The sequence below is a fragment of the Streptomyces inhibens genome (genome assembly GCF_022221585.1).
Classification (GTDB): Bacteria; Actinomycetota; Actinomycetes; order Streptomycetales; family Streptomycetaceae; genus Streptomyces; species Streptomyces inhibens.
Map to the genome: position 1 here is coordinate 4,546,194 of NZ_CP084681.1, position 23,159 is coordinate 4,569,352.

A 23,159-nucleotide genomic window follows, 5' to 3' on the forward strand; every position below is an offset into this window, starting at 1 on the left:
TCGCCCGGCTCAGCCCGCCCGGTGCACCACGGCGTCGCAGAGCCCCTCAAGGGCCTCCTTGGCCATGCACGACGGCAGCGGCGCCAGCGTCGTGCGTGCCTCCTCCGCATAGCGCACGGTGTCCCGGCGGGCCTCTTCGAGCGCGGGGTGGGCGCGCAGCCCGGCCAGCGCCTCGGCGTGCCGGCCGTCATCGGTGAGGTCACCGGCCAGCAGCTCGCACAGCGCACGGTCCTCGGGCGTGCCGGCGCTGCTCTCGGCCCGCGCCCGCAGACGCAGCACCGGCAGCGTCGGGATGCCCTCACGCAGGTCCGTACCGGGCGTCTTGCCCGATTCGTGCGAGTCGCTGGCGATGTCCAGGACGTCGTCGGCCAGCTGGAAGGCGGTGCCCAGCCGCTCGCCGTACTGGGTGAGGATGTTGACCGTCGACTCCTCGGCGCCCGACATCATCGCGCCGAAGCGGCACGCGACGGCGACCAGCGAGCCGGTCTTGCCGGCGAGGACGTCCAGGTAGTGGTCGACGGGGTCACGGCCGTCGCGCGGGCCCGCGGTCTCCAGGATCTGGCCGGTCACCAGGCGTTCGAACGCCTCGGCCTGGATCCGGACCGCCTCGGGCCCGAGGTCGGCGAGGATGTGCGAGGCACGGGCGAACAGGAAGTCGCCGGTCAGCACCGCGACGGAGTTGCCCCAGCGGGCGTTGGCGCTGGCCACGCCACGGCGCACATCGGCCTCGTCCATCACGTCGTCGTGGTAGAGCGTCGCCAGATGCGTCAGCTCCACGACGACGGCGGAGGGCACCACGCCCGGGCTGTAGGGGTCACCGAATTGGGCTGCCAGCATGGCCAGCAGCGGGCGGAACCGCTTGCCGCCCGCGCGCACGAGGTGCTGCGCGGCTTCGGTGATGAACGGCACGTCGCTCTTGGTGGCCTCCAGCAGGCCCTCCTCGACAGCCGCCAACCCGGCCTGGACATCGGCCTCAAGAGCCTGGTCCCGCACGCTCAGCCCAAAGGGCCCGACGACGGTCACGAGGGGTACTCCTGTCTGCTGACGATCAAACGGAATGTCGATCTGTCGCTGTCTCCACCATTGGCCAGCGTATCCGGTCGCAGTTCGATCAACATGAGCGCCCGCCCCCCGAACCACCCGGGAAGCACTGCGACCCCCCGGCCGATATGTTGCGGATCACCTGTTGACGCGGGTTGACGTGGGAGAGCGGGCACAGCAGAGGCAAGCTAATCCCCGGACGCTCCTGGATCCACAGTTGTGACCGGAGAGCTGAATATCCGCGCGGACCACTCACTCTTCGGCCATCCATGCGGGCCGCTCAGGCCATTCTGGCCTTCTGCGCCGACAAGGTGGCCCACGGCAGCCCGGGGCTGACGGCTCGGGGCTGATTCATCGCCGGTACGGGCCCGCTCAGGCCGGATGTGCCCACGTTGGCCGGTGGGTCGGCAGGCTCCACGCCGCCGACGACGAGCGCCGCGACGCCGGTTGCGCCCTCCCCTACATGGGGACCACCGTCGGCGCCCTCCCCGCCCCACCGGTCATCGGCCGGCTCGGCCGGAAACCGGTCCGGCACCCGAGGCTTTCGGCCGCAGCGGTCGGTACGGCGCTCGGTCGGGTCCGGTGGGCGGCTTGACGCCCGGCCTGGTCCGGTCCGGTCGGTCCGGCCTGGTCCGGTCCGGACCGGTGCGTACGGAGCCGCCTCCGCCGAAATCGCCGCGGACCAGGGCAACTTCCATGTGCCAAGGCACCGGACCACGGGCGGGGGCGCCCTTCGCGGGCGCCCCCGGCCTCACCCGTACGCCCGCGCCACCGCCCGCGCCAGCCGCGGCGAGGCGAATTCCGTGCCGCACACAAAGCGCATCACCGGGCCGAACGAGGCGGCCGCCGTCAGCCCCGTGAAGTAGAGCCCCGGTACGGAGGAGCCGAAGCCGGCGTCCAGCAGCGGCCCGCCGGCCCGCGCCACGAGCTCGGTGCGCAGCCCCTGGCCCAGGAAGTCCAGCGCCGCCAGATCCATCCGGTAGCCGGTCGCGGCCAGCACATGGTCGGCGGCGAGCTCACCGCCCTGCCCGTCGGCGCCGCGCAGCGCCAGTACGGGACGGCCGTCACGGACCTTCGCCCGTACGATCCGCCGGCCCTGCGTGACCTGCACCCGGCCGGCGAAACGGTCCCGCAGCCACCACGCGCCCAGCGGGCCGAGCACCCGCCGCACCAGATACCGCCGCGCGGGCACCGGCAGATGGCGGAACGCCCCGGCGTGGTGGCTCAGCGCATACAGCGACCAGGCGTTGCCGAACGGCGACGGCGGCCGCAGGCGGGGCTGCCGGTCCGGCGGCGCCCCGAAGCCGACCGCCGCGGGCCCGCGCGCCACCACCCGTACGGATGCCGCGCCCGCCTCGGCAAGCAGCACCGCGCTCTCCAGCGCCGACTGCCCGGCGCCGATCACGACGATGTCCCGGCCGGCCAGCGCCGACAGATCGTGGTGCTGCGAGCTGTGCGAGACGGGACCGGTGACGGACGGGCCGTCCGGGACAGCGGCGGCCAGTTCGGGCGGCAGATGGGCCAGCCCGCTCAGGCCCGTGGCGACGACCACGGCCCGCGCGCCGAACTGCTCACCGCTGTCCAGTTTCAGCTCGAAGCCGTCGGCCCGCCGGTCGACCGAGACCACCCGGACCTGCTCCAGGTCGGGGACCAGTTGCTGCTGCACCCACTGCCCGTACCGCACAAAGGTCTCGACGGGGATGATGTCCCAGTCCGACTCGTAGCGCCGCTCCCCCGTGGCCGCGCAGAAGTCGCCCAGGGTGTGCCCGGCCCGCGGGGTGTCGATATGGGAGGCCGCGGGCGTCGATTTGAGCAGCATGCCCGCGGGCATCTGCGCCTGCCAGCTCACCATCGGCCGGCCGAAGACCCGCACCGGCAGGCCGCGGGCCCGTAGATGCGCGGCCGTCGACAGGCCGTACGGGCCGGCCCCGATGACCGCTACCGGAGTGCTCACTTCGGTTCCTCCCCCTGCTTGTGTGGTGCCTCGGCGCCTGCACGGCGACCCGTACGGCGTAGCTGCATCAGGTGTCTGGCGCCCGGCCCGACGGACCGCGCGAGCATCGTGAAGAACGGCAGCGGGTCGTCGCCGGCGAACCACGCCAGCTCGGTGCCGGAAGCCCGCGCCGGAGCGTGCGGTGCGCGAGAGCCGCTGCGCCGGTAGGCGAGCAGTGCGGGCAGATCGACGTTCTCGACGACGAAGCGGTGGCCGGCCCGCTGGGCGCCCTCGGGGACGGCGCGCCCGGTGAGGTCCAGATGCTGGGCGCGGACGACATCCACCCCGGCGGCGGTCTCGAAGAGCCGGAACTGCGCGCCCATCCGCGGGTTGAAGTCCAGCAGCTTGTAGCGGCCGTCGCGGCGGTCGAACCGCCAGTCCAGGTCGGCGACCCCGGTGAACCCGATCTGCTTGATGAACTGCGCGGTCATGGCCGCGAGTTCGGGGTTGTCGACGACATACGCGCAGGCCGTCATGCCGGCGTGCGGCGGCCAGGAGCGCACCTTGACGCCGGTGAACAGCGCCAGCGGCGCACTGCCCGCACCGAAGCAGGCATGCACGATCCAGTCCTCGGCCTGCTCCCGCGGCAGATATTCCTGCAGTATCACGCCCGGCCGCGGGCCCCAGTCGCGCGCCAGATCCAGCAGCTGGTCCGGTCCCTCTATCCGGGTCGTACCGGCGACCGCGGGCCGTCTGCGCCGCACGAACGCCTCGCGGTTCTTGGCGACCACCGGGAAGCGCGCCTTGCGGGCGTACGCCTCGATGTCCTCGTACGAGGTGGGGAACGCGGCGGCCGGCGAGGGCACGCCGTGCTCGACGCAGAGTTCGTGCAGCCCCTGTTTGCTGGCCAGCCTGCGGGGCAGGCCGGCCGCCACCCGGGGGAAGAGGAACGCTCCGGCGAGCGCCTCGGCGTGCTCGGCTATCAGCACGGCGGCCTCCTCGTCGGTGGGGATCAGCACCGTCGGCCGGCCGATCCGCCGGCCGATCCGCAGCAGCCCCGTCACCAGCCGGCCCGGCTCCTCGCGCCCGGTCGTCGGCCAGACGAAGCGGCCGCGGAGATAGCGGGAGGCCGCCGCGGGCGTGAAACGGTCCTCCGTGACGGCGTACATGGGCACGCCGAGCCGTCCCAGGCTGCGGATCGCCCCCACGCCGCCGTGATGCAGGGGGTAAGCCCCGATCTTCACGATCAGCCCCGGAACGCTCCGGTCGACAGCAAGAAGTGCGCCATTGCGAGCCACGTGTCCCCCCAATGGACAGCCCCACCCCGGCCCGTGCCAGGAAAGGAAGCTAGGCCCGAATTGCGTAGTGCGGCAAGGCTTTTCCGGACATTGCCCAGACTTGGGGCGTACTGCCGGAGCGGCGTCCACCGTCTTCGTACGTCTCCGCCCTGTTCGCGCTCCGGGGCCGCCGACTGCTCGTCATGTGCCGGCACGCACTCGTCCGGCCGACCGCGTCGGCAGAGTTATCCACAGGCCACTTCGCCGTGACGTGCCCGGCCGTACTCTGATCGACAGAGCCACCGGCCCGGGGACCAGCAGGCCCCGGCCGGCCCGGCCGCCCACCGGCGACGACGAACGCGAGGAGCTGTCCATGCCCGAGCAGAGCCCGTTCGACCTGGCGGAAGGCGATCCCTTCGGCCCGCACAACCTCCCCTACGGCGTCTTCAGCACGACCGAAGCGCCCGAACAGCGCCGGATCGGTGTCCGCTACGGCGCGCACGTCCTCGATCTGAGCGCTCTGCCCAGCGCCCTGCCGGCCGCGATCCACCCGCACGCCGAGCTGCTCGCTGCGCCGAACCTCAACCCGCTGCTGGCCGCCGGCCGCACCGTCTGGCAGCAGATCCGCGCGGCCGTCCACAGCGCCGTGACCGACCCGACACACCGCGACGAAGTGGCGCCGCTGCTCCACCCGTTGGCCGACATCACACTGCACCTCCCCTTCGAGGTCGCCGACTATGTCGACTTCTACGCCAGCGAGCACCACGCCACCAACGTCGGCCGAATCTTCCGCCCCAACGACGCGGCGCTGCCCCCGAACTGGAAGCATCTGCCGATCGGTTACCACGGACGGGCGGGCACCGTCGTCGTCACCGGCACCCCGGTGGTCCGGCCCAACGGCCAGCGCAAGGCCCCCGCGGACGAGACGCCCACCTTCGGCCCGACCACCCGCCTCGACATCGAGGCCGAGGTCGGCTTTGTCGTCGGCGCGCCCTCCACGCTCCATGAACCCGTCGCGCTCGGCGCCTTCCGCGACCATGTCTTCGGCGTCTGCCTCGTCAACGACTGGTCCGCACGCGACATCCAAGCCTGGGAGTATGTGCCGCTCGGCCCGTTCCTCGGCAAGTCCTTCGCCACCTCCGTCTCCGCCTGGATCACCCCGCTCGACGCCCTCGACGAGGCCCGTACGACGCCGCCCGCGCGGGACTTCCCGCTGCTGCCCTACCTCGACGACGCGGCCGCGGAGCCCGGCGCCATCGACATCCGGATCGAGGTGCGCATCAACGGTGAGGTGGTCTCCCGGCCGCCGTTCTCCACCATGTACTGGACGGCTGCCCAGCAGCTGGCCCATATGACCGTCAACGGCGCCTCGCTGCGCACCGGCGATCTGTTCGCCTCCGGCACGGTCTCCGGGCCCGACCCCGACCAGCTCGGCTGCCTGCTCGAACTCACCCAGGGCAAGGGCCCCTACCTCCAGGATGGCGACGAGGTCACCCTCACCGCCTGGGCGCCGGGTCCCGAGGGCGCCCGGATCGGCCTGGGCGAGGTCACCGGCCGCGTCCTGCCCGCGACATGACCGGCCCGCCGCTCACCCTCCCGGAGGAGCTGCTGCTGCTCGCCCTCGACCCGGTCCGCGGCCGGCCCCTGAACAACCCCAAGTACCTGCGGTACGGGCTGGCCGGCGCGGCGCTGGCCGATCTGGAGGAGGCCGGGCGGATCGCCGTCGAGCGTGGCGACCGGTTCCGGGTGGCCAATCCGCTGCCGCTCGGCGACCCGATACTCGACGGCGCGCTGGCGACGCTGCCCGGGCCAGCCAAGGGCGCCGGCAGCACCAGGGCCCACCGCTGGGTGCGCGGCGCCGGCCGTGCCGTTCAGGAGCTGTGCCTGCGCCGGCTGGAGGAGCGCGGCGCGCTGCGCAGGGAGGCCCATCGCGCCCTGGGCCTCTTCCCGTACGAGCGCTTTCCTGCGGGGCCGGTGGACCTGGTGGGCCCGGCCAGGGCCCGCTTCAAGGCGGCCGTGGACGCCCGGTTGCCCGACCGGCGCGCCCGTCTGCTGGCGGCGTACGTCGCGGCGACCGACCTGGACACCAAGCTCCTGCCGGGCAGCGCCTACCGCCCGCTGCGCCGCGACCTCAAACGCCTCACCAAGGAGGAGTGGACCGCGCAGGCCGCACACCGCGCCGTGGAGCACGACAAGAGCGCGGCGGGGGGTGGGGGGTAGGTCGCGGGGCGGGGGAAAGCGAGAACGGCCGGAGGGGGTGGGGAGGGGTGGGGGCGGGGGGGGAGGGCCCCGAAGGCAGTGAAGTCGGGTGCCCCTGCCGCAGCCCCCAGCCCACACCCTCACCCCATATGCCCGCCTCGCCCCTCTTCACCCGCCCTATCCGGATTTCGCGTCACAGCCCCACATCAACTCCGTACCGGCGCTGCCGCAATCCGGGCGAGGGCTCGGAGGCCGCCGGGCCCGCTTGCTAGCCTCACGTCTCCCTGTCCCACAACGGAGGAGACGTACGTGCGCAAGGCAGCGCAGATCGCCGGGGCGGCAGCCATCGCCGCGATGCTGCTCAGCGGTTGCGGAAGCAGCGGCAACAACGGCAACGACAGCAAGCCGAGCAAGACGCCGGAGGCCGCGCCGTCGACTCCGTCGGACGCCGACAAGCCCGCGGGCCCCACGTCGGTCGAGGGCGCTTGGAAGGCCGGCTCGGACAAGAGCCCGCTGATCCTCGTGATCACCAAGGGCACCGTCGCGTTCAGCAACGGTCACAAGGCCGCCTGTCTGGGCAAGGTCCAGGAGATGGCCGGGGTGTCCATGGCGGTCCTCAAGTGCACCGACGGGGACACCACCCGCACCATGGGCACCCTCAAGCCCGGCTCGGACGGCAAGAGCCTGACGGTCGACTGGAAGAGCGGCCCCACCGAGAAGTACACCAAGTCCAGCGACGGCGGCGTCAAGATCCCCGACATGCCGCAGCTGCCGAGCGGCATGCCCAACAGCTGACCGCGCGCCCGCGCGCCAACGGCCGCCGCCCGGCACCCTCGGGGGATGCCGGGCGGCGGCCGTTGGCGTACGCGGATGCCGGTCCTCAGCGCACAAAGACCCCTGCCTGGCCTGCCAGGTCGAGGAAGTACTGCGGCGCCAGGCCCAGCACCAGCGTGGCCGTGACGCCGATGGCGATGGCCGTGCTCGTCAGCGGGCTGGGCACCGCGACGGTCGGGCCGTCGGCCTTGGGCTCGTTGAAGAACATCAGCACGATGACGCGGATGTAGAAGAAGGCGGCGATGGCCGACGAGATGACACCGACCACCACCAGCCACCCCGCGCCGCTCTGCGCCGCCGCCTTGAACACCGCGAACTTTCCGGCGAACCCGGAGGTCAGCGGGATGCCGGCGAAGGCCAGCAGGAAGATCGCGAAGACCGCGGCCACCAGCGGAGAACGCCGCCCGAGGCCCGCCCACTTGGACAGCGCGGTGGCCTCGCCGCCGGCGTCCCGCACCAGGGTGACGACGGCGAAGGCGCCGAGCGTCACGAAGGAGTAGGCGCCGAGGTAGAAGAGCACCGAGGAGATGCCGTCCTCACTGGTGGCGATCACACCGGCGAGGATGAATCCGGCGTGCGCGATGGAGGAGTAGGCCAGCAGCCGCTTGATGTCGGTCTGGGTGATGGCGACGATCGCACCGCCCAGCATCGTGATGATCGCGACGCCCCACATCACCGGCCGCCAGTCCCAGCGCATACCCGGCAGGACGACATACAACAGACGCAGCAGCGCGCCGAAGGCCGCGACCTTGGTGGCGGCCGCCATGAAGCCGGTGACCGGGGTGGGGGCGCCTTGGTAGACGTCCGGGGTCCACATGTGGAACGGGACCGCGCCAACCTTGAACAGCAGCCCCATCAGCACCAGCGCCGCGCCGATCAGCAGCAGCGCGTCATTGCCCATCGTGCCGGCCAGCGCCGGATCGATCTGCTTGGCGCCGTCCGAGACCACCTCGGCGATCCCGGCGTACGTCACCGTGCCCGCGTAGCCGTACAGCAGGGCCACGCCGAACAGCAGGAAGGCCGACGAGAACGCGCCGAGCAGGAAGTACTTCACCGCGGACTCCTGCGACAGCAGCCGCTGGCGGCGGGCCAGCGCACACAGGATGTACAGCGGGAGGGAGAAGACCTCCAGCGCGACGAAGAGCGTCAGCAGGTCGTTGGCCGCCGGGAACACCAGCATGCCGCCGACCGCGAACAGCACGATCGGGAAGACCTCGGTGGTGGTGAACCCGGCCTTGACCGCGGCCTGTTCGGCCGCGCCGCCGGGCACGGCCGCGGGCTGCGCGGCGAAGGAGTCCACACGGTTGCCGTGCGCTGCCGGGTCGAGCCGGCGCTCGGCGAAGGTGAAGACGGCGATCAGGGACACCAGCAAGATCGTGCCCTGTAGGAACAGCGCGGGGCCGTCGACGGCGATGGCGCCCATCGCGGCGATATGCGCCTTGGACGAGCCGAAGCCGCCGGCCGCCAGGCCGATCACCGCGGCGAACGCGGCGGCCAGCGACACCACGGACAGCAGCAGCTGGGAGTAGTAGCGGCTGCGGCGCGGCACGAACGCCTCGATCAGGATGCCGATCACCGCCGCGCCGAGAACGATCAGGGTCGGCGACAGCTGGGCGTACTCGATGTGCGGCCCCGGGATCTTGCCCGGTGCGCCGGCCGCCACCGTCCACAGGCTGTGGACACTTGCCACGGAAGTCACTTCGCGGCCTCCACGTCTTGATCAGGCGCGGCGTGGCCGTGCCGGCCTCCACCGGGCACGGCGTTCACCTGCACAGTGGGCTTGGGATCCTTCTTGTCCACGACGGACAGGGTGTGGTCGACCGCCGGATTGACGATGTCGGTGAGCGGTTTCGGATACACCCCGAGGAAGATCAGCAGCGCGATCAGCGGCGCCACCACCACCAGTTCCCGGACCCTGAGGTCGGGCATGCTCTTCACCTCGGCCTTCACCGGCCCGGTCATGGTCCGCTGGTAGAGGACCAGGACGTAGAGGGCGGCGAGGACGATGCCGAGGGTGGCGAGGATGCCGATCACCGGATAGCGGCTGAACGTGCCGACCAGGACCAGGAATTCGCTGATGAACGGTGCCAGGCCGGGCAGCGAGAGGGTGGCCAGGCCGCCGATGAGGAACGTACCGGCGAGGATCGGGGCGACCTTCTGGACGCCGCCGAAGTCCGCGATCAGCCGCGAGCCGCGGCGGCTGATCAGGAAGCCGGCCACCAGCATCAGCGCGGCGGTCGAGATGCCGTGGTTGACCATGTAGAGCGTCGCGCCGCCCTGGCCCTGGGACGTCATCGCGAAGATGCCCATGATGATGAAGCCGAAGTGGGAGATCGAGGCGTAGGCGATCAGCCGCTTGATGTCCCGCTGGGCGACCGCGAGCAGTGCGCCGTAGACGATGCTGATCAGCGCGAGCACCAGGATGACCGGGGTGGCCCAGCTGCTGGCCTCCGGGAAGAGCTGGAGGCAGAAGCGGAGCATGGCGAACGTGCCGACCTTGTCGACCACCGCGGTGATCAGCACCGCGACCGGCGAGGTCGACTCGCCCATGGCGCCCGGCAGCCAGGTGTGCAGCGGCCACAGTGGCGCCTTCACCGCGAAGGCGAAGAAGAAGCCGAGGAAGAGCAGCCGTTCGGTGCCGGTGGCGATGTCCAGTTTGCCGGCGGCCCGCGCCTCGACGATCTGCTGGAGCGAGAAGGTGCCGGTGCCCAGCTGGTCGGCGGTGACGGCGTACAGCCCGATCACCGCGGCCAGCATGATCAGACCGCCGGCGAGGTTGTAGAGCAGGAACTTCACCGCGGCGTACGACCGCCGGCCGGCCGCCCGCTCCTCGCCGCCCTGTCCGGCACCGTCCCCGAAGCCGCCGATGAGGAAGTACATCGGGATCAGCATGGCTTCGAAGAAGATGTAGAAGAGGAACACATCGGTGGCCTCGAAGGAGATGACCACCATCGCCTCGACGGCCAGGATCAGCGCGAAGAAGCCCTGGGTGGGCCGCCAGCGCCGGTTGGGCGTGACCTCTTCGAGGGGGTCGGCGTCGTGCCAGCCCGCCAGGATGACGAACGGGATCAGCAGGGCGGTCAGCGCGATCAGGGCGACCGCGATGCCGTCCACGCCGAGTTCGTAGCGGACCCCGAAGTCCCGGATCCAGGCGTGTGATTCGGTGAGTTGGTACGGGCCCTTGGCGCCGGGCTCGAAGCGGAACGCGATCACCAGGGCCAGTGCGAAGGTGGCCAGCGAGAAGAGCAGCGCGAGCCATTTGGCCGCGGTGCGCTTGGCGGCGGGCAGCGCGGCGGTGGCGATCGCGCCGATCGCCGGCACCACGGCTGTCGCCGTCAGCAGGGGAAACGACATGGCTCAGACACCCCTCATCAGCAGGGTCGCGGCGACGAGAACGGCGGCCCCGCCCAGCATCTGGACCGCGTACGAGCGGACGAACCCGCTCTGCAACTGGCGCAGCAGGCCGGAGAGTCCGCCCATACAGGCCGCCGTACCGTTGACCGCGCCGTCCACCAGGGAGCGGTCGAGTTGGACGAGTGTGCTGGTGACGTGGTCGCCGCCGCGCACGAAGACGATGTGGTTGAAGTCGTCCTGGAGCAGATCGCGGCGGGCGGCCCGGGTCAGCAGCGAGCCGCGCGGGGCGAGCGACGGAACGGGCTTGCGGCCGTACATCAGCCAGGCGATGCCGACCCCGATGAGCAGCACCACGATGGTCGAGGCGGTGACGACGGTCGCGCTGACCGGGGAGTGGCCGTGCGCGAACGAGGTGACCGGCTCCAGCCACTTCACAAAGGCCTCGTTGACGCTGAACAGTCCGCCCGCGAAGACCGATCCGACGGCCAGCACGATCATCGGGATCGTCATGACCTTCGGCGACTCGTGCGGATGCACCTCGCTCGGGTCCCAGCGCTTCTCGCCGAAGAACGTCATCAGCATCACCCGTGTCATGTAGAACGCGGTGATCGCGGCGCCCAGCAGAGCCGCGCCGCCGAGGATCCAGCCCTCGGTGCCGCCCTTGGCGAACGCCGCCTCGATGATCTTGTCCTTGGAGAAGAAGCCGGACAGACCGGGGAAGCCGATGATCGCCAGATAGCCGAGGCCGAAGGTGATGAAGGTGACCGGCATGTACTTCCGCAGACCGCCGTAACGGCGCATGTCCACCTCGTCGTTCATCCCGTGCATCACCGAGCCGGCGCCGAGGAAGAGGCCCGCCTTGAAGAAGCCGTGGGTGACCAGGTGCATGATCGCGAAGGCGTAGCCGATCGGGCCCAGGCCGGCGGCCAGGATCATGTAGCCGATCTGCGACATCGTCGAGCCGGCCAGCGCCTTCTTGATGTCGTCCTTGGCGCAACCGACGATCGCACCGAAGAGGAGGGTGACCGCGCCGACCACGACGACAGCGGTCTGCGCGTCCGGTGCGGCATTGAAGATCGCCCCGGAGCGGGTGATCAGATACACGCCGGCGGTGACCATGGTGGCGGCGTGGATCAGGGCCGAGACCGGGGTCGGGCCCTCCATCGCATCGCCGAGCCAGGACTGCAGCGGCACCTGCGCCGACTTACCGCAGGCGGCCAGCAGCAGCATCAGCCCGATGGCGGTCAGCTTGCCCTCGGAAGTGTCGCCGGTGGAGGCGAGCACCGGACCGAAGGCGAAGGTCCCGAACGTCGTGAACATCAGCATGATCGCGATGGACAGGCCCATGTCACCGACGCGGTTGACGAGGAACGCCTTCTTGGCGGCGGTGGCCGCACTGGGCTTGTGCTGCCAGAAGCCGATGAGGAGGTACGAGGCGAGGCCGACGCCCTCCCAGCCGACGTACAGCAGAAGGTAGTTGTCGGCGATGACGAGCAGCAGCATCGCCGCGAGGAAGAGATTGAGGTAGCCGAAGAAGCGGCGGCGCCGCTCGTCGTGCTCCATGTAGCCGATCGAGTAGATGTGGATCAGTGAGCCGACACCGGTGATCAGCAGCACGAACGTCATCGACAGCTGGTCGAGCTGGAAGGCGACATCGGCGCGGAAGCCGCCGACCGGGATCCAGCTGAACAGGTGCTGATGCAGGGCGCGGTGCTCGGCGCTCTTGCCGAGCATGTCGGCGAAGAGCGCCACCCCGACGGCGAACGACGCCACCGCGAGGAGCGAGCCGATCCAGTGGCCGGTGCGGTCGAGTCGTTTGCCGCCGCACAACAGCAGGGCCGCACCGACCAGCGGTGCCGCGACAAGCAGCGCGATCAAGTTCTCCACTTTGTGCGACCCCTTACAGCTTCATCAGGCTGGCGTCGTCGACCGAGGCCGTATGACGGGTGCGGAAGATCGTCACGATGATCGCCAGGCCGACGACGACCTCGGCCGCGGCGACGACCATCGTGAAGAAGGCGATGATCTGGCCGTCCAGATTCCCGTGCATCCGCGAGAAGGTGACGAAGGCGAGATTGCAGGCGTTGAGCATCAGCTCGATGCACATGAACACCACGATGGCGTTCCGCCTGATCAGCACCCCGGCCGCGCCGATGGTGAACAACAGGGCGGCGAGATAGAGGTAGTAGACCGGGTTCATTTCTTGGCCCCCTCCTTGTGCTCCTTCGGCGCCGCGCCACCGGACGCCGGGGGTTTGGGCTCGTCCTCGGCGCCCCGGCCCAGCCAGTCCTCGGAGCGCTGTTCCAGCGCCTTGAGCTCGGCGAGCGACTCGCCGGAGACATCACGGATCTGGCCGCGCTCCCGCAGCGTCGGATTGACGGTCAGCTCGGACGGGGTGCCGTCGGGCAGCAGACCGGGGATGTCCACGGCGTTGTGCCGGGCGTAGACACCCGGGGCCGGCAGCGGCGGTACCTGCTTGCCCTCGCGGATGCGCGCCTCGGACTGCTCACGCTGCGACTTGGCGCGCTCCGTACGCTCCCGGTGGGTGAGCACCATCGCGCCGACGGCCGCCGTGATCAGCAGCGCGCCGGTGATTTCGAAGGCGAAGACGTACTTGGTGAAGATCAGCGCGGCCAGGCCCTGCACATTGCCGCCGGCGTTGGCCTCGCCCAGGCCGTTGAACTCCTTGAGCGAGGCGTTGCCGATGCCGGCGATCAGCAGGATGCCGAAGCCGATGCCCAGGCCGGCGGCGAGCCAGCGCTGGCCCTTGAGCGTCTCCTTGAGGGAGTCCGCCGCGGTGACGCCGACCAGCATGACGACGAACAGGAAGAGCATCATGATCGCGCCCGTGTAGACCACGATCTGTACGACGCCGAGGAAGTAGGCGCCGTTGGCGAGGTAGAAGACCGCCAGGACGATCATGGTCCCGGCGAGCGAGAGGGCGCTGTGCACGGCCCGCTTCATCAGAATCGTGCACAGTGCGCCGACGACGGCGACGATGCCCAGGATCCAGAACTGCACGGCCTCCCCCGAGGAGGTCACTGAGGCCGCGGCGGCGAGGCCGGTCATGCGTTCGCCTCCTTTCCCTGAGCCTTCTCGTCGGGCTCCTCGCCCTTGGAGACCGCGACCTGACGGGCCGTGCCGGGCGCGGCCTCGGTGACCAGCCCGTTGTAGTAGTCCTTCTCCGTCATGCCGGGGTAGATCGCGTGCGGGCTGTCGACCATGGTGTCCTGCAGGCCCGTGAGCAGCTCTTCCTTGGTGTAGATGAGCGATTCACGGGAGCTGTCGGCGAGTTCGTACTCATTGGTCATGGTCAGCGCGCGGGTGGGGCAGGCCTCCACACACAGGCCGCACAGAATGCAGCGCAGATAGTTGATCTGGTAGACGCGGCCGTAACGCTCCCCCGGGGAGTAGCGCTCCTCGTCGGTGTTGTCCGCGCCCTCGACATAGATCGCGTCCGCCGGGCAGGCCCAGGCGCACAGCTCGCAGCCGATGCACTTCTCCAGCCCGTCCGGATGGCGGTTGAGCTGGTGCCGGCCATGGAAACGCGGCGCCGTCGGCTTCTTCTCCTCCGGGTACTGCTCGGTCAGCCGCTTCTTGAACATGGCCTTGAAGGTCACGCCGAAGCCGGCCACGGGGTTCTGGAACTCAGGCACCGTCGCCCCCCTTTCCGTCGGTCTCATTTCCGTCACTGACAGTGTCCACCCGACCACTGACAATCAACTCTCGGTCTCCCCCGCGCGGGCGCCGTCGCGGCACCGGTGGCAGGCTCTGCCCGGGCAGCGGCGGTACGGGGAAGCCGCCGGCCATCGGGTCGAAGGCCCCGTCACCGTCCGTCTCCTCCTCCGGCTCGGCGCGCCGGAAGAAGTCCACGACCAGGGAGATCAGCAGCAGTGCGACGGCGCCGCCGGCGACGTACAGCACGATCTGGGAGAAGTTGAAACCCTCGTTCTTCAGCGCCCGGACGGTGGCGACCAGCATCAGCCAGACCATCGAGACCGGGATGAGGACCTTCCAGCCCAGCTTCATGAACTGGTCGTAGCGCACCCGCGGAAGGGTGCCGCGCAGCCAGATGAAGAAGAACAGCAGCAGCTGCACCTTGATGACGAACCAGAGCATCGGCCACCAGCCGTGGTTCGCGCCCTCCCAGAACGTGGAGACGGGCCAGGGTGCCTTCCAGCCGCCCAGGAAGAGGGTGACCGCGACCGCCGAGACGGTGACCATGTTGATGTACTCGGCGAGCATGAACATCGCGAACTTGATCGACGAGTACTCGGTGTTGAAGCCGCCGACGAGGTCGCCCTCGGACTCCGGCATGTCGAACGGCGCGCGGTTGGTCTCGCCCACCATCGCGACGATGTAGATGATGAAGGACACCGGCAGCAGCAGGATGTACCACCTGTTCTGCTGCGACTCCACGATCGTCGAGGTCGACATCGATCCGGAGTAGAGGAACACCGCCGCGAACGACATGCCCATCGCGATCTCGTACGAGATCATCTGTGCGCACGAGCGCAGACCGCCGAGCAGCGGATAGGTCGAGCCGGAGGACCAGCCCGCCAGCACGATGCCGTAGATGCCGACCGAGGCCGTGGCCAGGATGTAGAGGACGCCGATCGGCAGGTCGGTCAGCTGCATCGGGGTGCGGACGCCGAAGATCGAGATCTCGTTGCCGGCCGGGCCGAAGGGGATCACCGCGATCGCCATGAAGGCCGGGATGGCCGCCACGATCGGCGCGAGGACGTAGACCACCTTGTCGGCCCGTTTGACGATCAGGTCCTCCTTCAGCATCAGCTTGATGCCGTCGGCGAGGGACTGCAGCATCCCCCAGGGACCGTGCCGGTTGGGGCCGATGCGCAGCTGCATCCAGGCGACGACCTTGCGTTCCCAGACGATCGAGAACAGCACCGTCAGCATCAGGAACGCGAAGCAGAAGACGGCCTTGATGACGACGAGCCACCACGGGTCGCGGCCGAACATCGACAGGTCTTCCTGGGCCAGCGCGCTTCCGGCAGCGGCCAGTTGATCGAGCTGCTGCATCATGCGTCCACCTCCTTGGCCGGCTCCGGCGTGCCCGGGACGGCGGAGATCTTCACCAGGTCACCGGGGTGTGCCCCGGTGTCGGCGGCGACGCCACCGCCCGTGGAGTTGAGCGGCAGCCACACCACCCGGTCGGGCATCGGCGTGACCTGAAGCGGCAGGTGGACCGAGCCGGCCGGTCCGGTGACCGCCAGCAGGTCACCGTCCTTGACGCCGGTCTCCTGCGCGGTGGCCTGCGACAGCCGGGCGACGGCGGCGTGCCGGGTGCCGGCCAGCGCCTCGTCGCCTTCCTGGAGCAGGCCCTGGTCCAGGAGGAGCCGGTGTCCGGCGAGTACGGACTCGCCGGTGTCGGGGCGGGGCAGCGGGCGCCCGGTCTCCGCGGGCTCGCCGGCGTACGGGCCCCGCCAGCCGCCGAGCCGGTCCAGTTCGCGGCGTACGGAGCGGATGTCCGGCAGCGCAAGGTGCACATCGAGGGCGTCGGCGAGCATGTGCAGCACCCGGGAGTCCGGCAGCAGATTCCGGCGGGTCATCTGGTCCGGTTTGAGCGCGGCCTCGAACAGCCGGGCCCGGCCCTCCCAGTTGAGGAACGTGCCGGCCTTCTCGACCACGGCCGCCACCGGGAGGACCACATCCGCCCGGTCGGTGACCTGCGAGGGCCGCAGCTCCAGGCTGACCAGGAACCCGACCTCGTCCAGGGCGGTCAGCGCACGGGCCGGGTCCGGGAGGTCCGCGACCTCGACGCCCGCCACCAGGAGCGCGCTGAGCTCACCGGTCGCCGCGGCCTCGATGATCTGTCCGGTGTCCCGGCCGTGCTGGTGCGGCAGCGCGGCCACGCCCCAGGCGGCGGCGACCTCGTCGCGGGCCCGCGGGTCGGTGGCCGGCCGGCCACCGGGCAGCAGACCGGGCAGCGCGCCGGCCTCGACGGCGCCGCGTTCACCCGCCCGCCGCGGGATCCACACCAGCTGGGCGCCGGTGGCGGTGGCGGCGCGGAGCGCGGCGGTCAGCGCGCCGGGCACCGACGCCAGCCGCTCACCGACGATGATCACCGAGCCGTCCGCCCGCAGCGCCTCGGCCGCCGCGAGCCCCTCGCCCTCCAGGCCGACGCCGCCCGCGAGCGCGTCGAGCCATTCGGTCTCGGTGCCGGGCGCGGCCGGCAGCAGCGTGCCGCCGGCCTTGATCAGCCCGCGGGAGGCGTAACCGGCCAGCCCGTAGGTGCGCTGTCCGCCCTTGCGGTGCGCCTTGCGCAGCCGCAGGAAGACACCGGGGGCCTCCTCCTCGGCCTCGATGCCGGCCAGCAGGACGGCCGGCGCCTTCTCCAGCGCGGTGTACGTGATGCCCTGGCCGTCCAGGTCCCGGCCGCGGCCGGCGACCCGGGCCGCCAGGAAGTCGGCCTCCTCGGCGCTGTGCACCCGCGCCCGGAAGTCGATGTCGTTGGTGTTCAGGGCGATCCGGGCGAACTTGGCGTACGCGTAGGAGTCCTCGACGGTCAGCCGGCCGCCGGTCAGCACGCCGGTGCGGCCCTTGGCCGCGGCCAGTCCGCGGGCCGCCGCCTCCAGGGCCGCGGGCCAGCTCGCCGGCTCCAGTTCACCGGACTCCCGGTTGCGTACCAGGGGGTGCTCCAGCCGGTCGCGCTGCTGCGCGTAGCGGAAGGCGAACCGCCCCTTGTCGCAGATCCACTCCTCGTTGACCTCGGGGTCGTTGGCCGCCAGCCGCCGCAGGACCTTGCCGCGCCGGTGGTCCGTACGGGTCGCGCAGCCGCCCGCGCAGTGCTCGCACACCGACGGCGAGGAGACCAGGTCGAAGGGGCGGGAGCGGAAGCGGTACGCGGCGGAGGTGAGCGCGCCGACCGGGCAGATCTGGATGGTGTTGCCGGAGAAGTACGACTGGAAGGGGTCGCCCTCTCCGGTGCCGACCTGCTGGAGGGCGCCGCGCTCGACCAGCTCGATCATCGGGTCGCCGGCGATCTGGTTGCTGAAGCGGGTGCAGCGTGCGCACAGCACGCACCGCTCGCGGTCCAGCAGCACCTGGGTGGAGATCGGTACCGGCTTGGCGAAGGTGCGCTTCTTACCCTCAAAGCGCGACTCCGGGTCGCCGACCTGCATCGCCTGGTTCTGCAGCGGGCACTCGCCGCCCTTGTCGCAGACCGGGCAGTCCAGCGGGTGGTTGATCAGCAGCAGCTCCATCACCCCGCGCTGGGCCTTCTCGGCCACCGGGGAGGTGAGCTGCGACTTGACGACCATGCCGTCGGTGCAGGTGATGGTGCAGGAGGCCATCGGCTTGCGCTGGCCCTCGACCTCGACGATGCACTGCCGGCAGGCGCCCGCCGGGTCCAGCAGCGGGTGGTCACAGAAGCGCGGGATCTCGATGCCGAGGAGTTCGGCGGCGCGGATGACCAGCGTCCCCTTGGGGACCGAGATCTCGATGCCGTCGATCGTCAGGGTGACGAGGTCCTCCGGGGGGACCGCGGCGGAGCCGCTGTTCGACCCCGTTGTGGTGACGGTCATGCGTTCACCCCCAGGTGAGCGTCGTTGTCGGCCCAGAGGGTCGACTTGGCGGGGTCGAAGGGGCAGCCCTTGCCGGTGATGTGCTGCTCGTACTCCTCGCGGAAGTACTTGAGCGAGGAGAAGATCGGCGAGGCGGCGCCGTCGCCGAGGGCGCAGAAGGACTTGCCGTTGATGTTGTCGGCGATGTCGTCGATCTTGTCGAGGTCGTCCATCCGCCCCTTGCCGGCCTCGATGTCGCGCAGCAACTGCACCAGCCAATAGGTCCCTTCGCGGCAGGGCGTGCACTTGCCGCAGGACTCGTGCGCATAGAACTCGGTCCAGCGGGTGACCGCCCGTACGACGCAGGTGGTCTCGTCGAAGCACTGGAGCGCCTTGGTGCCGAGCATCGAGCCGGCCGCGCCGACGCCCTCGTAGTCGAGGGGGACATCGAGGTGCTCCTCGGTGAACATCGGCGTCGAGGAGCCGCCCGGCGTCCAGAACTTCAGCCGGTGGCCGCGGCGGATGCCGCCGCTCATGTCCAGCAGCTGGCGCAGGGTGATGCCCAACGGGGCTTCGTACTGGCCGGGGTTGGTGACATGGCCGCTGAGCGAGTAGAGCGTGAAGCCCGGGGACTTCTCGCTGCCCATCGACCTGAACCAGTCCTTGCCCTTGTTCATGATCGCGGGAACCGACGCGATGGATTCGACGTTGTTCACGACAGTGGGGCAGGCGTAGAGGCCGGCCACCGCCGGGAAGGGGGGACGCAGCCGGGGCTGTCCGCGACGGCCCTCCAGGGAATCGAGCAGCGCGGTTTCCTCACCGCAGATGTACGCGCCGGCGCCCGCGTGCACGATCACATCCAGGTCGAGTCCCGAGCCGAGGATGTTCTTGCCGAGGTAGCCCGCCGCGTACGCCTCGCGTACGGCTTCGTGCAGCCGCCGCAGGACGGGCACGACCTCACCGCGCAGATAGATGAAGGCGTGGTTCGATCGGATCGCATGACAGGCGATCACGATCCCCTCGATGAGGGAGTGCGGGTTCGCGAAGAGGAGGGGGATGTCCTTGCAGGTCCCGGGCTCGGATTCGTCGGCGTTGACCACGAGATAGTGCGGTTTGCCGTCGCCCTGCGGGATGAACTGCCACTTCATGCCGGTCGGGAAGCCCGCGCCGCCGCGGCCGCGCAGCCCGGCGTCCTTGACGTAGGCGATGACGTCGTCGGGGGGCATCGCGAGCGCCTTGCGCAGGCCCTCGTAGCCCTCGTGCCGGCGGTAGGTCTCCAGCGTCCAGGATTCGGGCTGGTCCCAGAAGGCGGACAGGACGGGCACGAGGAGCTTTTCGGGGCTCGACTCTCCACCGGTCTCCGGCCGGGGGGTACCCCCATATTCGGCTGCCACGGTCATCACTCCCCCTCCTCTGCGCTCGGGCCGGCCGGGTGCTGCTCGTCGGAGGCCGAGGTTTCGTGTGGTGCGTCGTGTGAGCTCGGGTGGCCCGGGGGTGCCTGACCGGAGGGGTGGCCGGAGGGGGGTTCTTCGGTCGGGCCGTCGGCGGTGGTGCGCGGCGCGATGACGTGGTCGGCGCCGCGGCCGGGGGCGCCCTCGCCCCTGGCGAGCCGCAGCCCGATCAGCGAGGCGGGCCCGGCGCCGCCGGTGGCCTCGACGGCGCCCGGCCGCTCGTCCGGGAATCCGGCGAGCATCCGGGCGGTCTGCTTGAAGGTGCACAGCGGTGCGCCGCGGGTGGGCTCGACGATCCGGCCGGCCCGCAGATCGTCGACGAGCTGCCGGGCGGACCCGGGCGTCTGGTTGTCGAAGAACTCCCAGTTGACCATCACGACCGGGGCGAAGTCGCAGGCGGCGTTGCACTCGATGTGTTCGAGGGTGACGGTGCCGTCCTCGGTGGTCTCGCCGTTGCCGACGCCGAGGTGCTCCTTGAGCTCCTCGAAGATGGCGTCGCCGCCCATCACCGCGCACAGCGTGTTGGTGCAGACCCCGACCTGGTAGTCGCCGCCGGCCTTGCGGCGGTACATGGAGTAGAAGGTCGAGACGGCGGTGACCTCGGCGGTGGTGAGGTCGAGCAGCTCGGCGCAGAAGCGGATGCCGGTGCGGGTGACATGCCCTTCCTCGGCCTGGACGAGGTGCAGCAGCGGCAGCAGCGCCGAGCGCGAGTCGGGGTAGCGGGCGATCACCTCCTTGGCGTCCGCTACCAGCCGGGCCCGTACGTCCGCCGGGTAGTCCGGGGCGGGGAGTGCGGGCATCCCCAGCTGCACGTCGTGGTTTGCCGGAGTGGCGTTCACCGGTCGACGCCTCCCATCACGGGGTCGATGGACGCGACGGCGACGATGACGTCGGCGACCTGGCCGCCTTCACACATCGCCGCCATGGCCTGCAGGTTGGTGAAGGACGGGTCGCGGAAGTGCACCCGGTAGGGGCGGGTGCCGCCGTCGCTGACCACATGCACGCCCAGTTCGCCCTTGGGTGACTCGACGGCGGCGTAGGCCTGTCCCGGCGGGACCCGGAAGCCCTCGGTCACCAGCTTGAAGTGGTGGATCAGGGCCTCCATCGAGGTGCCCATGATCTTCTTGATGTGGTCGAGGGAGTTGCCCAGGCCGTCCGGGCCGAGGGCCAGCTGCGCGGGCCAGGCGATCTTCTTGTCCGCGACCATCACCGGGCCGGGCTCCAGCCGGTCCAGGCACTGTTCGACGATCCGCAGCGACTGGCGCATCTCCTCCAGCCGGATCAGGAACCGGCCGTAGGAGTCGCAGGTGTCGGCGGTCGGCACCTCGAAGTCGTAGTTCTCGTAGCCGCAGTACGGCTGCGTCTTGCGCAGGTCGTGCGGCAGTCCGGCGGCGCGCAAGATCGGCCCGGTGGCGCCGGTGGCCATACAGCCGGCCAGGTCGAGATAGCCGATGCCCTCCATGCGGCCCTTGAAGACGGGGTTGCCGGTGGCGAGCTTGTCGTACTCGGGGAGGTTCTTGCGCATCTTCTTGACGAAGGCGCGCACCTGGTCGACGGCGCCGGGGGGCAGGTCCTGGGCGAGGCCGCCGGGCCGGATGTAGGCGTGGTTCATCCGCAGGCCGGTGATCAGCTCGTAGATGTCGAGGATGAGCTCACGGTCACGGAAGCCGTAGATCATGATCGTGGTGGCGCCCAGCTCCATACCGCCGGTGGCGATGCACACCAGGTGGGAGGAGAGCCGGTTGAGCTCCATCAGCAGCACGCGGATGATTGTGGCCCGGTCGGGGATGTCGTCGGTGATGCCGAGCAGCTTCTCCACGGCCAGGCAGTAGGCCGTCTCGTTGAAGAACGGCGTGAGGTAGTCCATCCGCGTCACGAAGGTGGTGCCCTGCGTCCAGGTCCGGTATTCGAGGTTCTTCTCGATGCCGGTGTGCAGATAGCCGATGCCGCAGCGGGCCTCGGTGACGGTCTCGCCGTCGATCTCCAGGATCAGCCGGAGCACGCCGTGCGTGGAGGGGTGCTGCGGCCCCATGTTGACGATGATCCGCTCGTCGTCGGACTTGACGGCGGCGGCCGCGATCTCGTCCCAGTCACCACCGGAGACGTTGTAGACGGTGCCCTCGGTGGTCTCGCGGGCGAGGGACTCCTGCGTGTCGAAGTCGCTCGACGTGCGGTGGCCGTTCGGGGAGTGGGAGTGCGGTGCAGTAGTCATCAGCTGTACGACCTCCGCTGGTCGGGAGCCGGAATCTGGGCGCCCTTGTACTCGACGGGGATGCCGCCGAGCGGGTAGTCCTTGCGCTGCGGGAAGCCCTGCCAGTCGTCCGGCATCATGATCCGGGTCAGCGCCGGGTGGCCGTCGAAAACGATTCCGAAGAAGTCGTAGGTCTCGCGCTCGTGCCAGTCGTTGGTCGGATAGACATCGACGAGCGAGGGGATGTGCCGGTCGGCGTCCGGGGCGGAGACCTCCAGCCGGATGAGCCGGTTGTGGGTGATCGAGCGCAGGTGGTAGACGGCGTGCAGCTCGCGGCCCTTGTCGCCGGGGAAGTGCACCCCGCTGACGCCCGTACACAGTTCGAAGCGCAGCGCGGGGTCGTCGCGCAGCGTCTTGGCGACGGTCGGCAGATACGCGCGCTCGATGTGGAACGTCAGCTCGTCGCGGTCGACGACGGTCTTGGTGATGACGTTCTCGGGGATCAGGCCCTGTTCGTCGAGGGCGCCCTCCAGCTCGTCGGCGATCTCGTCGAACTCTCCGTAGGCTCCTTCGGCGCGTGGCCCGCCATACGGGCGCAGGCTCGCGCCGGGCAGCCGGACGGTCCGTACGAGGCCGCCGTAGCCGGTGGTGTCGCCGCCGTTGTTGGCGCCGAACATGCCGCGGCGGGTGCCGATCACCTCGCCGGTGTCGTCGCGCTGCGCCGGAACGGCCTCCTCCTGGCCGTTCGGCTCGCCGGGACGCTCGGGGTTCTTCTGCTCACTCACCGCAGCAGCCCTTTCTTTCCAGGCGAGAGGGGCATCTCGATCAGCGGGAGCGCCTTGAGCGCCGCTTCCTCCGCCTCGCGGGCGGCCTGCTGCTGATTGACCCCGAGCTTGGTGTTCTGGATCTTCTGGTGGAGCTTGAGAATCGCGTCCATCAGCATCTCGGGACGTGGCGGGCAGCCCGGCAAATAGATGTCGACGGGGACGATGTGGTCGACACCCTGCACAATCGCGTAGTTATTGAACATTCCGCCCGATGAGGCGCAAACCCCCATGGAAATCACCCACTTCGGGTTCGGCATCTGGTCGTAGACCTGCCGCAGAACGGGCGCCATCTTCTGGCTCACCCGGCCGGCCACGATCATCAGGTCCGCCTGCCGCGGCGAACCACGGAAGACCTCCATGCCGAAGCGGGCCAGGTCATAGCGCCCGGCGCCGGTCGTCATCATCTCGATGGCGCAGCAGGCCAGCCCGAAGGTCGCCGGGAAGACCGATGATTTGCGCACCCAGCCCGCGGCCTGCTCGACAGTGGTCAGCAAAAAGCCGCTCGGCAGCTTCTCTTCAAGTCCCATGT

General features: G+C 70.2%; 19 protein-coding genes. 3 read left to right on the forward strand and 16 right to left on the reverse strand.

What is annotated here, in order from left to right:
* Positions 1-9 precede the first annotated feature (9 nt).
* From KI385_RS20750 to KI385_RS20760, 3 genes are all read right to left on the reverse strand, one after another.
* A complete protein-coding gene (locus KI385_RS20750; protein WP_238573698.1) occupies positions 10-1,023 on the reverse strand; it encodes a polyprenyl synthetase family protein in 1,014 nt (337 codons plus the stop codon).
* 769 nt (positions 1,024-1,792) lie between these two features.
* Positions 1,793-2,995, reverse strand: a complete 1,203-nt coding sequence (locus KI385_RS20755; protein ID WP_238573699.1) for an FAD-dependent oxidoreductase — start codon at positions 2,993-2,995, stop codon at positions 1,793-1,795.
* Positions 2,992-4,224 (reverse strand): carboxylate--amine ligase, encoded by a 1,233-nt coding sequence (locus tag KI385_RS20760; protein WP_425357083.1) that lies wholly within the window; start codon positions 4,222-4,224, stop codon positions 2,992-2,994. The genes KI385_RS20755 and KI385_RS20760 overlap by 4 nt, the downstream gene beginning before the upstream one ends.
* A gap of 400 nt (positions 4,225-4,624) precedes the next feature.
* On the opposite strand from KI385_RS20760, the gene fahA reads away from it, so the two are divergent.
* The 3 genes from fahA (at position 4,625) to KI385_RS20775 (ending at position 7,245) form a co-directional block, all read left to right on the forward strand.
* On the forward strand, positions 4,625-5,827 hold the full coding sequence (gene fahA / locus KI385_RS20765) for a fumarylacetoacetase (protein WP_238573701.1): 1,203 nt from the start codon (positions 4,625-4,627) through the stop codon (positions 5,825-5,827).
* Positions 5,824-6,471: a GOLPH3/VPS74 family protein gene (locus KI385_RS20770; protein WP_238573702.1), complete on the forward strand. Its 648-nt coding sequence runs from the start codon at positions 5,824-5,826 to the stop codon at positions 6,469-6,471. Before fahA ends, KI385_RS20770 begins: the two co-directional genes overlap by 4 nt.
* 288 nt (positions 6,472-6,759) lie before the next feature.
* Positions 6,760-7,245, forward strand: coding sequence for a hypothetical protein (locus tag KI385_RS20775; RefSeq protein ID WP_238573703.1), 486 nt, complete (start codon positions 6,760-6,762; stop codon positions 7,243-7,245).
* Positions 7,246-7,330: 85 nt separating this feature from the next.
* Here KI385_RS20775 and nuoN read toward each other — a convergent pair whose 3' ends face one another.
* From nuoN to KI385_RS20840, 13 genes are read right to left on the reverse strand one after another with little or no spacing between them, the layout of a single operon-like run.
* Positions 7,331-8,983, reverse strand: a complete 1,653-nt coding sequence (gene nuoN, locus KI385_RS20780; protein ID WP_238573704.1) for an NADH-quinone oxidoreductase subunit NuoN — start codon at positions 8,981-8,983, stop codon at positions 7,331-7,333.
* Positions 8,980-10,638, reverse strand: a complete 1,659-nt coding sequence (locus KI385_RS20785; RefSeq protein ID WP_238573705.1) for an NADH-quinone oxidoreductase subunit M — start codon at positions 10,636-10,638, stop codon at positions 8,980-8,982. The genes nuoN and KI385_RS20785 overlap by 4 nt, the downstream gene beginning before the upstream one ends.
* A 3-nt stretch (positions 10,639-10,641) precedes the next feature.
* Positions 10,642-12,525, reverse strand: coding sequence for an NADH-quinone oxidoreductase subunit L (gene nuoL, locus KI385_RS20790; RefSeq protein ID WP_238573706.1), 1,884 nt, complete (start codon positions 12,523-12,525; stop codon positions 10,642-10,644).
* A 13-nt stretch (positions 12,526-12,538) separates the two neighbouring features.
* Complete coding sequence (gene nuoK, locus KI385_RS20795; protein ID WP_227046425.1) at positions 12,539-12,838, reverse strand: NADH-quinone oxidoreductase subunit NuoK; 300 nt, start codon at positions 12,836-12,838, stop codon at positions 12,539-12,541.
* Complete coding sequence (locus tag KI385_RS20800; protein ID WP_238573707.1) at positions 12,835-13,707, reverse strand: NADH-quinone oxidoreductase subunit J; 873 nt, start codon at positions 13,705-13,707, stop codon at positions 12,835-12,837. Before KI385_RS20800 ends, nuoK begins: the two co-directional genes overlap by 4 nt.
* Entirely contained in the window at positions 13,704-14,321 is a 618-nt protein-coding gene (gene nuoI, locus KI385_RS20805) for an NADH-quinone oxidoreductase subunit NuoI (protein ID WP_425356936.1), read from the reverse strand. Before nuoI ends, KI385_RS20800 begins: the two co-directional genes overlap by 4 nt.
* The gene (gene nuoH, locus KI385_RS20810; protein WP_425357084.1) at positions 14,287-15,678 is read right to left on the reverse strand and encodes an NADH-quinone oxidoreductase subunit NuoH; all 1,392 of its coding nucleotides are present in this window, start codon (positions 15,676-15,678) and stop codon (positions 14,287-14,289) included. Before nuoH ends, nuoI begins: the two co-directional genes overlap by 35 nt.
* Complete coding sequence (locus KI385_RS20815; protein WP_238573710.1) at positions 15,678-18,182, reverse strand: NADH-quinone oxidoreductase subunit G; 2,505 nt, start codon at positions 18,180-18,182, stop codon at positions 15,678-15,680. Before KI385_RS20815 ends, nuoH begins: the two co-directional genes overlap by 1 nt.
* Entirely contained in the window at positions 18,179-19,561 is a 1,383-nt protein-coding gene (gene nuoF, locus KI385_RS20820) for an NADH-quinone oxidoreductase subunit NuoF (RefSeq protein ID WP_238573711.1), read from the reverse strand. Before nuoF ends, KI385_RS20815 begins: the two co-directional genes overlap by 4 nt.
* Entirely contained in the window at positions 19,561-20,412 is an 852-nt protein-coding gene (nuoE, locus tag KI385_RS20825; protein WP_238577772.1) for an NADH-quinone oxidoreductase subunit NuoE, read from the reverse strand. Before nuoE ends, nuoF begins: the two co-directional genes overlap by 1 nt.
* A 35-nt stretch (positions 20,413-20,447) precedes the next feature.
* Positions 20,448-21,824 (reverse strand): NADH-quinone oxidoreductase subunit D, encoded by a 1,377-nt coding sequence (locus KI385_RS20830; protein WP_238573712.1) that lies wholly within the window; start codon positions 21,822-21,824, stop codon positions 20,448-20,450.
* Positions 21,824-22,588, reverse strand: coding sequence for an NADH-quinone oxidoreductase subunit C (locus KI385_RS20835; RefSeq protein ID WP_238573713.1), 765 nt, complete (start codon positions 22,586-22,588; stop codon positions 21,824-21,826). The genes KI385_RS20830 and KI385_RS20835 overlap by 1 nt, the downstream gene beginning before the upstream one ends.
* Positions 22,585-23,157: a NuoB/complex I 20 kDa subunit family protein gene (locus KI385_RS20840; protein WP_238573714.1), complete on the reverse strand. Its 573-nt coding sequence runs from the start codon at positions 23,155-23,157 to the stop codon at positions 22,585-22,587. Before KI385_RS20840 ends, KI385_RS20835 begins: the two co-directional genes overlap by 4 nt.
* Positions 23,158-23,159: the final 2 nt, after the last annotated feature.

Bases quoted from the DNA above. Each gene is read 5' to 3' on its own strand.
- fahA (WP_238573701.1), top strand. From the start codon at position 4,625: ATGCCCGAGCAGAGCCCGTTCGACCTGGCGGAAGGCGATCCCTTCGGC.
- KI385_RS20770 (WP_238573702.1), top strand. From the start codon at position 5,824: ATGACCGGCCCGCCGCTCACCCTCCCGGAGGAGCTGCTGCTGCTCGCC.
- KI385_RS20785 (WP_238573705.1), bottom strand. From the start codon at position 10,638: ATGTCGTTTCCCCTGCTGACGGCGACAGCCGTGGTGCCGGCGATCGGC.
- nuoK (WP_227046425.1), bottom strand. From the start codon at position 12,838: ATGAACCCGGTCTACTACCTCTATCTCGCCGCCCTGTTGTTCACCATC.
- KI385_RS20800 (WP_238573707.1), bottom strand. From the start codon at position 13,707: ATGACCGGCCTCGCCGCCGCGGCCTCAGTGACCTCCTCGGGGGAGGCC.
- nuoI (WP_425356936.1), bottom strand. From the start codon at position 14,321: ATGAGACCGACGGAAAGGGGGGCGACGGTGCCTGAGTTCCAGAACCCC.
- nuoH (WP_425357084.1), bottom strand. From the start codon at position 15,678: ATGCAGCAGCTCGATCAACTGGCCGCTGCCGGAAGCGCGCTGGCCCAG.
- KI385_RS20815 (WP_238573710.1), bottom strand. From the start codon at position 18,182: ATGACCGTCACCACAACGGGGTCGAACAGCGGCTCCGCCGCGGTCCCC.
- nuoF (WP_238573711.1), bottom strand. From the start codon at position 19,561: ATGACCGTGGCAGCCGAATATGGGGGTACCCCCCGGCCGGAGACCGGT.
- nuoE (WP_238577772.1), bottom strand. From the start codon at position 20,412: ATGCCCGCACTCCCCGCCCCGGACTACCCGGCGGACGTACGGGCCCGG.
- KI385_RS20830 (WP_238573712.1), bottom strand. From the start codon at position 21,824: ATGACTACTGCACCGCACTCCCACTCCCCGAACGGCCACCGCACGTCG.
- KI385_RS20840 (WP_238573714.1), bottom strand. From the start codon at position 23,157: ATGGGACTTGAAGAGAAGCTGCCGAGCGGCTTTTTGCTGACCACTGTC.